This window comes from Flavobacterium columnare, assembly GCF_014844295.1.
Taxonomy (GTDB): domain Bacteria; phylum Bacteroidota; class Bacteroidia; order Flavobacteriales; family Flavobacteriaceae; genus Flavobacterium; species Flavobacterium columnare.
On sequence record NZ_CP054494.1, the window covers coordinates 1,811,350 to 1,824,662 of the forward strand.

Annotated in this window: 11 protein-coding genes; 4 read left to right on the plus strand and 7 right to left on the minus strand. The window is 30.7% G+C overall.

Going from position 1 to position 13,313, the window contains the following annotated elements; genetic code table 11:
• Position 1: 1 nt before the first annotated feature.
• The 4 genes from HUE53_RS07815 to metG form a co-directional block, all read right to left on the minus strand.
• Positions 2–415 carry a response regulator gene (locus HUE53_RS07815; RefSeq protein ID WP_014165761.1) on the minus strand — a complete coding sequence of 138 codons (414 nt, stop codon included), beginning with the start codon at positions 413–415 and terminating at the stop codon, positions 2–4.
• A gap of 349 nt (positions 416–764) precedes the next feature.
• Positions 765–1,451 carry an HAD family hydrolase gene (locus HUE53_RS07820; protein ID WP_014165760.1) on the minus strand — a complete coding sequence of 229 codons (687 nt, stop codon included), beginning with the start codon at positions 1,449–1,451 and terminating at the stop codon, positions 765–767.
• Between the two features lie 249 nt (positions 1,452–1,700).
• Positions 1,701–2,210: a ferritin gene (locus tag HUE53_RS07825; protein WP_014165758.1), complete on the minus strand. Its 510-nt coding sequence runs from the start codon at positions 2,208–2,210 to the stop codon at positions 1,701–1,703.
• 527 nt (positions 2,211–2,737) lie between these two features.
• Positions 2,738–4,813 (minus strand): methionine--tRNA ligase, encoded by a 2,076-nt coding sequence (gene metG, locus HUE53_RS07830; protein ID WP_192188405.1) that lies wholly within the window; start codon positions 4,811–4,813, stop codon positions 2,738–2,740.
• Positions 4,814–5,366: 553 nt separating this feature from the next.
• Between metG and HUE53_RS07835 the strand changes: the two genes are divergently transcribed.
• From HUE53_RS07835 to HUE53_RS07845, 3 genes are all read left to right on the plus strand, one after another.
• Positions 5,367–6,326 (plus strand): S66 peptidase family protein, encoded by a 960-nt coding sequence (locus tag HUE53_RS07835; protein ID WP_014165756.1) that lies wholly within the window; start codon positions 5,367–5,369, stop codon positions 6,324–6,326.
• Positions 6,327–6,393: 67 nt separating this feature from the next.
• Positions 6,394–6,753 (plus strand): YraN family protein, encoded by a 360-nt coding sequence (locus HUE53_RS07840; RefSeq protein WP_014165755.1) that lies wholly within the window; start codon positions 6,394–6,396, stop codon positions 6,751–6,753.
• Positions 6,754–6,916: 163 nt separating this feature from the next.
• Complete coding sequence (locus HUE53_RS07845; protein ID WP_014165754.1) at positions 6,917–7,579, plus strand: hypothetical protein; 663 nt, start codon at positions 6,917–6,919, stop codon at positions 7,577–7,579.
• A gap of 104 nt (positions 7,580–7,683) precedes the next feature.
• Here HUE53_RS07845 and mfd read toward each other — a convergent pair whose 3' ends face one another.
• Both mfd and HUE53_RS07855 read right to left on the minus strand, forming a co-directional pair.
• A complete protein-coding gene (gene mfd, locus HUE53_RS07850; RefSeq protein ID WP_014165753.1) occupies positions 7,684–11,037 on the minus strand; it encodes a transcription-repair coupling factor in 3,354 nt (1,117 codons plus the stop codon).
• Between the two features lie 5 nt (positions 11,038–11,042).
• The gene (locus HUE53_RS07855; RefSeq protein ID WP_065213875.1) at positions 11,043–11,672 is read right to left on the minus strand and encodes a hypothetical protein; all 630 of its coding nucleotides are present in this window, start codon (positions 11,670–11,672) and stop codon (positions 11,043–11,045) included.
• A 117-nt stretch (positions 11,673–11,789) separates the two neighbouring features.
• Here HUE53_RS07855 and HUE53_RS07860 point away from each other — a divergent pair, with 117 nt between their 5' ends.
• Positions 11,790–12,743 (plus strand): L-threonine 3-dehydrogenase, encoded by a 954-nt coding sequence (locus tag HUE53_RS07860; protein WP_014165751.1) that lies wholly within the window; start codon positions 11,790–11,792, stop codon positions 12,741–12,743.
• A gap of 10 nt (positions 12,744–12,753) precedes the next feature.
• On the opposite strand, the gene HUE53_RS07865 is transcribed toward HUE53_RS07860, so the two are convergent.
• On the minus strand, positions 12,754–13,242 hold the full coding sequence (locus tag HUE53_RS07865) for a nuclear transport factor 2 family protein (protein WP_077225529.1): 489 nt from the start codon (positions 13,240–13,242) through the stop codon (positions 12,754–12,756).
• Positions 13,243–13,313: the final 71 nt, after the last annotated feature.

The window sequence follows — 13,313 nt, forward strand, 5'->3', positions numbered from 1 at the left end:
ATCAATGTGAAATTAATTCATTACGACTCCAATACTCAAAAAGAGATTGAACTTTTTCAACATATTCATCATATTTTAGAGGCTTAATAATATAGCCTGCTATTCCTATTTTGTAACATTCTAATAAATCTTTGTGGTTACTAGAGGTAGAAAGGATTATAGATGGTATATATTTTAACCTTTCGTCTTCTTTCAAGATTTTTAGAAATTCAATCCCATTTAATTTTGGCATGTTTAAATCTAACACGATTATATCGGGTAAAATGTCTTTGTTTTTTAAAATATCTAGGGCTTCGACACCATTATTTGCTTCAATAACTTTATGGACTAGATTTAATGAGTTAATTACCCTGTTGAATTTCATAACCTCAATTTTATCATCTTCTAAAAGAAGAATGTTTAGTAATTTTTTCATTCCCAAAAATTTATTTAATAAAAATTATTGTAGTAAACATTCAAAAATAATGATTTGATGAAGGTTGTGGAATCTTATTAGTTGATTGGTTATCATAAAAAGATTAATAACACGAATGTATCGACGAAGATTAAACTATATGTATTGTTTTTTTAGATACATAAAAAACTTTTCTTTTTTAATATAAGGAATACTATTGTTTAGTTGTATACGCAATGAGTGAGGGCACAATAAATTTGTGTATTTTAATGTACGGGAATAGCTAAAGGACAGTTGCTTACAGATTATAAGGTTTCAAATTTACTAATTCTAAGGAGGAATAAGTTGTGTCTTTATCTATCAAAATATTTTATTGAAGTAGGAGCAATATGTCTTTAATAGATTCAACAGCGCTAAAGTTTTTATGCTTAATTTCAAAGTCAATTCGTTCATAAGCCCAAGTAGTGTGATAAGGGATATGTATACCATGACCTCCTATGTTTAATACAGGTAGTATATCAGATTTTAAAGAATTACCTATCATCATAAAATTTTGAGCTTGTATATCCAATCTGCCTAGCATTTTAGTATAGTCAATCTCTGTTTTATCTGTCATTACTTCAATATGATGAAAATAATGACCTAATCCTGAATCATGTAGTTTGCGATGTTGGTCTTTTAAATCACCTTTTGTGGCTACAATTAATTTGTATTTATCTTTTAATTGTTTTAGTACCTCTTCTACTTCTGGAAGCAATTCTACAGGCTTTAGTAATAAATCTTTCCCTATCTGTAGGATTTTATTTATAATATTTCCAGAAATTTGATTTTGAGTTAATTGTAAGGCTGACTCAATCATAGAAAGAGTGAACCCCTTAATTCCAAAACCATATAGAGACAAATTTTTAATTTGATTGTTTAGTATTAATTGTAAAATTTCCTGATGTGAGGCATAGCTATGAAATAAGGTACAAAATTTTTCTTGGGCTTCGTCAAAGTAAGGTTCATTGTGCCATAAAGTATCATCTGCATCAAAAGCGATTATTTTGGAAGTCATGTTTAATGAGTTTAAGTATTTTTTTCAAAAATAGGTTATTTAAAATAAAAAGACTCCCTCATTTTGAGGGAGTCTTTATTTTTTCAATCAAATCAAACATAGGGCATCTTTTGCACCTTTTTGATTCTTTTTTTTTGTATTTTTCGCAGCATTTTGATTTACACTTTTCAGCTTTTTTGTGCAATCTTTCTAAAGCTTTTTCGTGACTATCTTTGCTTTTATTTTTTTCTTTTTTGCTCAAAACAAGCGTTATTTTGCTTCATTATTTTTATTTGTTATCTGAAGTATATCCCTATCAAATAAATACAATCCACCTTTATCATCACCGATCATATTTATTTTATCTAGAATAGATTTAGCTTGAGCTTCTTCCTCTATTTGTTCTGCTACATACCATTGTAAGAAATTATGTGTAGCATAATCTTTTCCTTCAAAAGTAATGTGAACTAATTCATTGATTGAATCGGATACAAATAATTCATGTTTGTATAATTCTTCAAACATTTCTTGAAAAGTACTGAAAGATGTTTTTGGCATTTTTAAATCGGTTATTAAGGCATGCCCTCCTCGCTCATTTACGTATTTTACTAATTTAAGCATGTGCATACGCTCTTCATCAGATTGTAAATACATAAAACGGGCAATTCCTTCAAAACCATGTATCTCTGCCCAACAAGCCATAGATAAATATACCTGTGAGGATTCAGCCTCTATTCTAATTTGTTTGTTTAACGCGTCTTCAATATTTTTTTGTAACATAAAAATAGGTTTGTTTACTTGGCAAAGGTATGAAAAAATGTGGTTTTATTGGTAGGTTACTTAATTATTTCCTTTAGATGACGGAGTATTTTGAAGGAAGAAAGGATTGTAAAGTAATAAATTACTTGTGTAGTTTAGTGTTATTGAATCCTATTGGATGTTTATACATTACCCGTTAAATCCAGATTATGTGTTAGACTTTGTGATGAAGATGAAAAGGCAAAGAAGACAAAAAGGCCTAGGAATTTCTTATGGTAGAATGGGTTTTGCTTCATTTAGGATAAAAAAGAAGTGCTTTTTTTAGATTCAAAGTTGTTTTATCTGTAATAAATTTCTAATGCGTAATTAAGGGTAAATGTGTTTTTCTAAAAGAGGGTATCCCAAAAGATTATAACTATAAGATGTTTGATGACAATAAAAAACGACACAGTCTTGATAACGTCATTTTTCTTATTATTTAAGACCAAACGGAATAGTTTAATTATACTTTTTGGAAACCCTCTATAATGTTTTAAAAAAAATATGTATTAAGCTATAGTAGCTCCATTTTCAACGCCTTCATTTTCAGGATTTACAAAAACTAATTTGCCTTCGGTATTTTGAGTTAGCAAAAGCATTCCTTGGCTTTCTACGCCGCGTAAAGCGCGTGGCGCTAGATTTACTAAAACGGTTACACGCTTACCAACCACTTCTTCTGGAGTAAAATGTTCTGCAATTCCTGAAACAATCGTACGAACATCAATTCCTGTATCTACTTTTAAAACCAACAACTTATCAGCTTTTGGCATTTTTTCAGCTTCGATAATGGTTCCTACACGTAAATCTATTTTTGAAAAATCATCAAATGTTGCAGTTTCTTTTTGAGGCATAATAGTATTTTTTGTTGAAGCTTTTTGAGCAGCATTAGCCGTTTTGGTTGCTTCTAATTTATCAATTTGTTTTTGTATTTCAGCATCTTCGATTTGGGCAAATAAAACATCTGTTTTTTCAGTTAAGATGAGGTGCCCTGCGGGTAATAAATCCGATATTTCAGCCACTTTGTTCCAATCTAGTTGCTCTAGATTTAATATTTTGGCTAATTTATTAGCTGTAAAAGGTAAAAAGGGTTCCGTTAATACACGTAAAGCAGCTGTTATTTGTAGAGCTACATACATTTGTGTTTTTACACGTTCTGGATCTGTTTTGACCATTTTCCAAGGCTCCTCATCAGCTAAATATTTGTTGCCTAAACGAGCTACATTCATCATTTCACCTAATGCTTCTCTGAATCTATAACGCTCAATAGAAGAAGCGATTACTGCTGGATAGGCTTTTAACTCTGTTAATGTTTGTTCATCAACTTCTGTAAAAGTATTTGGAGTGGGAACAATTCCGTGGTAGTATTTGTTAGTTAATACAACTACTCGATTGATAAAATTCCCAAAGATGGCTGCCAACTCATTATTGTTTCTTGCTTGAAAATCTTTCCAAGTAAAATCATTATCCTTTGTTTCTGGAGCATTAGCTGTTAGAGCATAACGCAATACATCTTGTTTTTCTGGAAAGTCAGATAAATACTCATGCAGCCATACCGCCCAGTTTTTAGAAGTAGATAATTTATTTCCTTCTAAATTTAAGAACTCATTAGCGGGTACATTATCGGGTAAAATATAATCTCCATGTGCTTTTAGCATGGCAGGAAAAATTACGCAATGGAAAACAATATTGTCTTTTCCGATAAAGTGAACCAATTTGGTATCTTGATCTTTCCAATAAGGTTCCCAATCTTTACCTTCCTTTTTTGCCCATTCTTTAGTAGAAGAAATATAGCCAATAGGGGCATCAAACCAAACGTATAGTTTTTTACCTTCGGCACCTTTTACAGGGACATCAATCCCCCAGTCTAGGTCGCGTGTTACTGCGCGAGGTTTTAACCCGTCATTTAACCATGAACTTACTTGGCCGTATACGTTTGATTTCCAATCGTTTTTATGACCTTCAATAATCCATTCTTTCAAGAAAGCATCGTATTGATCTAAAGGTAAAAACCAGTGTTTTGTTGATTTTAGAATAGGTGTTGTTCCTGTTATGGTTGATTTAGGATTAATTAAATCCGTTGCATTTAAAGAAGTTCCACATTTTTCGCACTGATCCCCATAAGCTTCTTCATTAGCACATTTAGGACAAGTTCCCATTACAAATCGGTCTGCCAAAAATTGTTGTGCTTGCTCATCAAATAATTGATCTGTAGTTTCCTCAATAAATTGATCCTCTTCATACATTTTTTTAAAAAAAGCAGAAGCCGTTTCATGATGTATCTTTGCTGAAGTTCTTGAATAATTATCAAAAGAAATGCCAAAGTCTTCAAATGATTTACGAATGATTCCGTCGTATTTATCAATTACCTCTTGCGGTGTAATACCTTCTTTTTTAGCTTTCATAGAAATAGCTACACCGTGTTCATCACTTCCACAAATGAAAGCCACATCTCTACCTTGTAAGCGTAAGTAGCGAGCATAGATATCAGATGGTACATATACCCCAGCTAAATGACCAATATGAATGGGTCCGTTAGTATAAGGTAAAGCTGCTGTAATTGTATATCTTTTAGGATTCGTTATCATAGTAAATCAATTTTTTAAAAACGATCTGAAACAAGTATAAGTTTAAGGTTGCAAAAATACTATTCTATTTTGTATTGAGATAAAAAAAGCATGAGATAAAAAAAAAAAACTAAAAATTAAACATGAAAAGGTGTAAAAAGTACCAAATTAAAAGATTATTTTCTACCCAAAATTTTAAACTAAAATTTTTGTAGAGACATACCTTGCAGAGTTTAACTCATACTACAAAGCACAGGCGATTTCTGTGTGTTTATTACTTATTTCATTTAGAGTAGAACTATTTATAAAAGAATTCCTCCTTAATTCATTCTATACAAAGAAGAAATTGGTTGATTTATTGAGCCATAAGATAAGTTCTATTTCATTTTGGTTTTCAATGGTTTTCGAACCTATTTAGAAGAACTTAAATTTAGAAATAGCTGTAATTCTATGGTTTCTTTAAAACAAAAAATTAATCAAATTAGAAATATTAGTGTAAGTAAATATCTTTTCATACGTATTTGTTTTGGTTTATTATTTAGTTTTGTGATATGTAAGTGTTTTTTCAAAAAATATGAAATTTTACCTTTTATTTAGTTTAATCTTTAGTTATTCTTACTCACAAAAAAAAATGATTACACCACCGTATTTAAAAAAAGGAGATACTGTAGCTATTGTGGCTACAGCTCGTAAAAACCTAGATGATAATTTAAAACCAGCAATAGATTTACTAAAAAGTTGGGGATTGGAAGTGAAAATAGGTAGTACGATTGGTTTAGATTTAAATCAGTTAGCAGGAACTGATGAACAGCGTGCAAAAGATTTTCAAGAGCAACTAGATAATCCTAATATTAAAATGATTTGGTGTGTACGTGGAGGTTATGGAACTGTACGAATGATTGACTTATTAGATTTTACGAAGTTTAAACAAAATCCAAAATGGATTGTCGGTTTTAGTGATGTAACCGTTTTACATAGCCATTTGAATACAATGGGGTACAAAACCATTCATGGTATTATGCCTGTAACGGTAGCTAAAGCCACTAAAGAGGCAAAAGAATCTATGCGAATAGCATTATTTAACGATGAACAATTGGAGTACACTATTTTACCACATTTTATGAATCGTTTAGGAACAGCAAAAGGCGAATTAGTAGGAGGAAATTTGTCTATTTTGTATAGTTTGTTTGGTTCATCATCTGCTATTGACTGTACGGATAAAATTTTGTTTATAGAAGATTTAGACGAATATTTATATCATATTGATAGAATGATGATGAATCTGAAGCGAAATGGATGTTTAGAAAGCATTAAGGGAATTTTAGTGGGAGGAATGACTAAAATGAAGGATAATGAAATTCCTTGGGGTAAAGATGCACTTCAAATTGTAGACGATGTAACTAAAAAATACAATATTCCCATTGTTTTTGAGTTTCCAGCTGGACACATTAGGGATAATAGAGCTTTAACTTTAGGAGCTCAAATTGTGTTAGATGTAAATACAGAATGTTCTAAGGTTGTTTTTGAACGATAAAAAAGGAGTTGAATATAGATTGCAATGGTTCAAAAAGAATTATCGTTAATAAAAAACAAGAGCAGGTATGGCAGAACATAACGAAATAGGAAAGCAAGGAGAACAAATAGCGGTAGACTATTTATTAAAAAACGGGTATGAAATTCTACAGCAAAATTATCAAGCTAGAAAAGCTGAAATAGATATCATTGCTCGAAAAGATAATTGGTTAATTGTAGTAGAAGTAAAAACAAGAACTTCCGTTGACTACGGTAACCCTGAAGATTTTGTTGATAAAAAGAAAATAAAATTATTAGTAAAAGCTATAGATGAGTACGTTCAAGAAACAGATTTGGACCTTGAAATTCGTTTTGATATTATAGCAATAATAAAAAAAAATGAAATTCACACAATAGAACACTTAGTTGATGCGTTTTATTATTTTTAATAAAATACAAATAAATAAAACAATAAATTATATTTAACAAAAAAATATATTTATTTAGTCAATTATAAATATATTTGCAAGCCGTGAGGTTATTTATTTTATATTACACATTCTAAAAAACGAACTAACAATGAGTGAAAATTAAAATTTAAATTCCCCAGAGATGAAAACAATTTCTTCTGTAGTAGAAAACTACATCAAGTCCAAGCCATTTTTATTAAATGCGTTATCGCAAGGTATCATCAATCTTACTTCGTTAGCAAGATTAATCACTGAAGAGCTCGAAGCTGAATTAGGAAAAGATGTAAAACAAGGCGCTATTATTATGGCTCTCAAGAGACTGTCGGAAGATTTAAGCTTTCAGGTAAACCATAAAATCACGAAGGTTTTAAGGGAAATCGGTGAAATAACAGTTCGATCTTCTTTGAATGATTATACGTATTTAGTTTCTGATACCATTTTTCAGAAACAAGCCGAATTGATAACTGAGCTAAATAAACGTCAAGATGTGTTTTTTACTTCCTCGAGAGGTGTTAATGAAACGAACATAGTTGTTAGTGATTCTGTAAGTGAGCTTATAGATAAGTATTTCAAGGATGAAAGGTTAACTCAAAAATTAGAAAATCTTTCTTCTATAACTGTTAAACTTCCTAAGGAAAATACGGTTACTCCAGGTATTTATTATTTTATTTTCCAGCGTCTTGCTTGGGAAGGTATTGTGATATATGAAGTAATTTCTACCTCTAACGAATTCACGGTATTAGTAGATGATAATGTGGTGGATAAAGCTTTTAAAATAATTAAGGACTTAAAGTTAACAAAATAGAATTTTTTTCAACTAAGTAAGTGATTTTATCCAAACTCATCAAGAAAATTAATTTTCTTGATGAGTTTTTTTTAACTTAAACACTTTGTGGGATAGTGTGGTTTTTAAATCATTTCAATTAATTCCAATGCTTTTTTAATTGATTTTACATGTTCAAAAGTCAATAGCAAACGAAGTCCATTTTTAGTTTCTTTCTCTTTCATCTTGCAAAGATTTGCGTTTTGCTGTACAAATTGTAATACCTTGTGAAAACGAGAAGATTGGTAGTAATCACTTTGTTGGTCACCTACAAAATAACAAACCAGTTTACCTTGTTTTAATACTAATTTTTCAATTCCTAAATGCGTTGCTTTCCATTTTAAACGTAAGCTATCTAATAAGGCTAAACCGGATTTAGGTAATTTGCCAAAACGGTCTTCCAGTTGTTTTTGGTATTCTTGTAGTTTTTCTTCGGTTTTAATAATAGCCAATTCATTATACAAGCTTAAACGCTCAGTTACGCTGTTTATGTATTCATCTGGAAAAAGTAACTCAAAATCAGTATCAATTTGAAGATCTTTTACATATTCTTTCGTTTCAATATTGCTTTCTTCGGGATATAAATCTTTAAATTCGTTTTCTTTTAATTCCTCTATGGCTTCTTGCATGATTTTTTGATAGGTTTCAAAACCAATTTCATTGATGAAACCGCTTTGTTCACCACCTAATAAATCGCCAGCACCTCGAATTTCTAAGTCTTTCATTGCAATATTAAAACCACTGCCTAATTCGCTAAACTGTGTCAATGCCTGAATGCGTTTACGAGCTTCTTCAGTCATTACGGAATAAGGAGGTGTTATAAAATAACAGAAGGCTTTTTTGTTACTTCGTCCTACACGCCCACGCATTTGATGTAGATCAGATAACCCAAAGTTATTGGCATTGTTGATGAAAATTGTGTTCGCATTTGGTACATCTAGACCACTTTCAATTATGGTGGTAGCAACTAAAACATCAAATTCGCCTTCCATAAATGAAAGCATAATTTCTTCTAATTGTTTTCCTTCCATTTGTCCATGACCAATACCAACCTTGGCATTAGGTACTAAACGTTGGATCATTCCAGCAATTTCCTTGATATTTTCGAGACGATTGTTGATAAAGTATATTTGACCTCCTCTTTCAATTTCGTACGAAATAGCATCTCGAATGATTTCTTCATTAAATCCTATTACCTGTGTTTCAATAGGATATCGATTGGGAGGTGGGGTGTTAATTACTGATAAATCCCTTGCCGCCATTAATGAAAACTGTAATGTTCTAGGAATAGGTGTTGCTGTTAGTGTTAATGTATCTACATTGGTAGCAATCGTTTTTAACCTATCTTTTACGTTTACACCAAACTTTTGTTCCTCATCAATGATGAGCAAACCTAAATCTTTAAACTTAACATTTTTGTTTACTAATTGATGAGTTCCAATTATAATATCCAGTTTACCAGATTCTAAATCTTTTAGAATTTCAGATTTTTGTTTAGCTGTTCTAAAACGATTTAGATAACTAATATTTACAGGTAAGTCTTTCAAACGAGATTTAAATGTTCTAAAGTGTTGATATGCCAAGATTGTAGTTGGAACTAAAATAGCTACTTGTTTACTATTATCTACTGCTTTAAAAGCGGCACGAATAGCAACTTCAGTTTTACCAAATCCCACATCGCCACAAACTAAACGATCCATTGGACGTTCGTTTTCCATATCCGCTTTTACATCTTGAGTTGCTTTTAGTTGGTCGGGTGTATCTTCATAAATGAAAGAACTTTCTAGTTCGTGTTGTAAATAACTATCAGGCGCAAAAGCATATCCTTTATCTAAACGGCGTTTAGCATATAGTTGAATTAAGTTAAATGCAATGTGTTTAACACGGGCTTTTGTTTTTTGTTTTAAAGCTTTCCAAGCACCTGAACCTAATTTATATATTTTGGGTGGAGTACCATCTTTGCCATTGTATTTAGATATTTTATGTAATGAATGAATGCTTACATATACAATATCATTATCAGCATAAATTAGCTTAATAGCTTCTTGTGTTTTGCCTTCAACCTGAATTTTTTGTAAACCACCAAATTTTCCGATACCATGATCTATGTGTGTTACATAGTCACCTACCGTTAAAGAATTTAATTCTTTTAATGTAATATTTTGTTTTTTAGCATAGCCATTCTTAATAGAAAATTTATGGTAACGCTCAAAAATTTGATGGTCAGTATAACAGGCTATTTGATTTTCTTCATCAATAAACCCTTGGTATAAAGGGAGCACAATGGTTTCATAATCTTTTACAAAATGCTCATGTTGTTCTTCATCCATCGACTCAAAAATATCGTGGAAACGTTTCGCTTGTTGTTCATTAGCACAAAATAGATAATTTTTTAAATTATTTTGGCGATTATTTTTTAAATCCTCCATCAATAAATCAAATTGTTTATTAAAAGAAGGTTGTGGTTTTATATAAAATTCAAAAGTATTTTGAATTTTAAAAGTAGCTTTAGTGGATATTTCTACTACTGAAAAGTGTAATGCTTGTTTGATAAATGTTTCTTGATTTACAAACAATTCATTAGGAGTAGCGTGTTTAAGATCTTTAGATAATTTTTCAAAACTTTCTTCTGCTTTTGCAAAAAGTTTATCCAAATTGTTTAATAATAAATCCGTATTTTGTATAAAAATAGAAGTTTTAGGATTAATGTATTCTAAAAAGCTTTCGCGTTTTTCTTCTAATAATTTATTTTCAAAATTAGGAATTATTGTAATTTTAGTTTTAGTTTCAATAGATAATTGTGTACTTACATCAAAGGTTCTTATGCTGTCTACTTCGTTGCCAAAAAATTCAATTCGATACGGATTATCATTGGAAAAAGAAAATACATCTAAAATACCTCCACGAACCGAAAATTCACCAGGTTCTGTAATGAAATCAACGCGTTTAAAATCGTATTCAAAGAGTACTTCGTTAATAAAATCAATTGAAACCTTATCGCCTGTTGCAATTTTTAAAGTGTTTTTATCCAACTCTTTTTTGGTAACCACTTTCTCAAAAATAGCTTCAGGGTAGGAAACGATGACACAAGGTTTTTTCCTAGAATTAATTCGGTTTAACACTTCTGATCGAAGCAATACATTTGCATTATCAGTTTCTTCAATTTGATAAGGTCTTCTGTATGAGCTGGGATAAAATAGCACATCTTTTGCGCCAATTAATTGTTCTAAATCGTTTAATAAATAAGCAGCTTCTTCTTTTTCATTAGCTAATAATAAAAAAGTTTTATCTGCTTTTTCAAATAAGGCTTCTATAATAAATGATAGGGATGAGCCTAACAAACCTTTAAGATGAATCTTGTTGTCGCCACTTAGTAAAGCGGATATTTGATTGATCTTAGATTGATTGGAAAATAGCTGTTTTATATAATCGGTACTCAAAATAATTACTTTATTTCTTCAAATGATGGAACTTCTTCTACTTGTGGATTTTGAATGTCAGGTTTAACTAACGGCTCTAATTTTTTTCCACCAACGTGTTTAATCATATCTTCTTCACCTTCTTCCATTTGGATGTGATTACGACGTACAATTTCTTCGATTTGATCATTAAAAGCATTTACTTCTAAATTCAGGTCTGAAACCAGTTTTATTACCCGTTTTTCAGGAATTCGATCAATATTTAAGAACATATTTAGAGCCTTAACTTTTGTAATGATGGCCGAGAGCCTTACATTAATTTGAGGCTTTTGAAGTTTTATAGGAATTGTATTAGGCAAAAGATCTACTTTTTGTACTAAATTTTTAGTTTTTAGTTTAAAAGCACTAATAGAACTTTTAGGCTTTTGTTTTAATTCGTTGATAAACAAACGCCATTCATTCCAGTTTAAAGCGATAAATTCTGATTCTGGGGTTAATTTTCTTTCAGAAAAAAACCATGCTTTATCTAAAGAATTAAAAACCAATTCTTTTTGTTTAATTGATTTTTGAATTTCAATAGAGTTGTCTTGTTCTTCATTTTTACAAGAAAGAAGCAATAAGATCAATCCTAAATTATAGAGAAAAAAAGATTTCATTTTTTAAATTTATAGATTACAAAAGTACAATTTTTGTCTAATGGAAACTAAATGTATCACAGATCTTGAAAAGGCATACCTAATAAATGCTTATATTTGCCGACTAACTATTTATAAATGGACACGAAAATCTTGATTATTGGAGCTTGTGGACAAATAGGCACCGAACTGACACAAAAATTACGTCAAGTGTATGGCGTAGAAAATGTAATTGCTTCTGACATTAGAAAATTAGATATCGATGTAGTAAATAATGGAATTTTTGAAGTTGTAAATGCACTGGATTACAACCAAATAGAATTTTTAGTTGAAAAATACAAAATTACAGATGTTTATCTGATGGCTGCATTACTTTCAGCTACTGCTGAAAAAAATCCTGCTTTTGCTTGGGATTTGAATATGAATTCTCTTTTTCATGTTTTAAATTTAGCTAAGGCTGGAAAAATTAAAAAAATATACTGGCCATCCAGTATAGCAGTCTTTGGTCCTACAACTCCAAGAGAAAACACTCCTCAATACACCATTATGGAGCCTTCAACAGTTTACGGAATTAGTAAGCAAACAGGAGAAAGATGGTGTGAGTATTACCACAAACAATACGGAGTTGATGTACGTAGTTTGCGTTATCCAGGACTCATTTCGTGGAGTACACCTCCAGGAGGAGGAACTACTGACTATGCAGTAGATATTTATCATAAGGCAATTACAGAAGGTAAATTTACCTCGTTTTTATCTGAAAATTCAGGGTTACCTATGATGTATATGGATGATGCTATAAAAGCTACTATAGGTATTATGGAAGCACCTGCTGAAGATATAAAAATCAGATCGTCTTATAATTTAGCCGCTATGAGTTTTACCCCAGCAGAAATAGCAGAGGAAATAAAAAAGCACTATCCTGATTTTACGATTGATTATGCTCCTGATTTTCGTCAACAAATAGCAGATAGCTGGCCTGCGAGTATTGATGATTCTTGCGCAAGAAAAGATTGGAATTGGCAAAATGATTTCGATTTAGAATCAATGACAGTTGAAATGATCAAACAATTAAAAGAAAATATTTACAAATAGTTTTTGGTAATTATTTTTTTAACTTTTCAATTAAAGCGTCTTCTATAGGCGCTTTAATTTTGATTACTTCAGAAGTATTATCATTTGGTATTGTCATAGATAATACATAGTGTTTGATTTTCCAATTTTTACCCTCTTTAATAAGGACACCGCTACCTCTGCAAATTTTCATTTGAGTTTCTAGTAGTTCGTCAAACCAAGCTGTTTTTTTATCGGAAGACAAATAAATGGTTCTTTTTAAGGTTGAAAAACTCCATGCTTTTCCTTTGTCAAAATAAGGTTTAGCAAAATTCATAAAAGCTTTTTTATTCCAATTTTCTGTGGCATCAGTACCAATAAAAACGGATTGGTCTGACAGATCCTTGAAATAGAGGTCAAATTTTGCTTCTGAGGCAGCTTTATGCCAATTGTTTAGAAAAGTATTGATTTCGGTATTTTCTCTTGCTTGAGCTAAATATAAATAGGGTGTAAGTAGTAATAATAAAAAAGTTTTACTCATGTTAGTTGTTTTTATTCTAAAGAATCATAAATTTTGTATTCAAATAATTATTCTGATAAGAAGGATTCAGG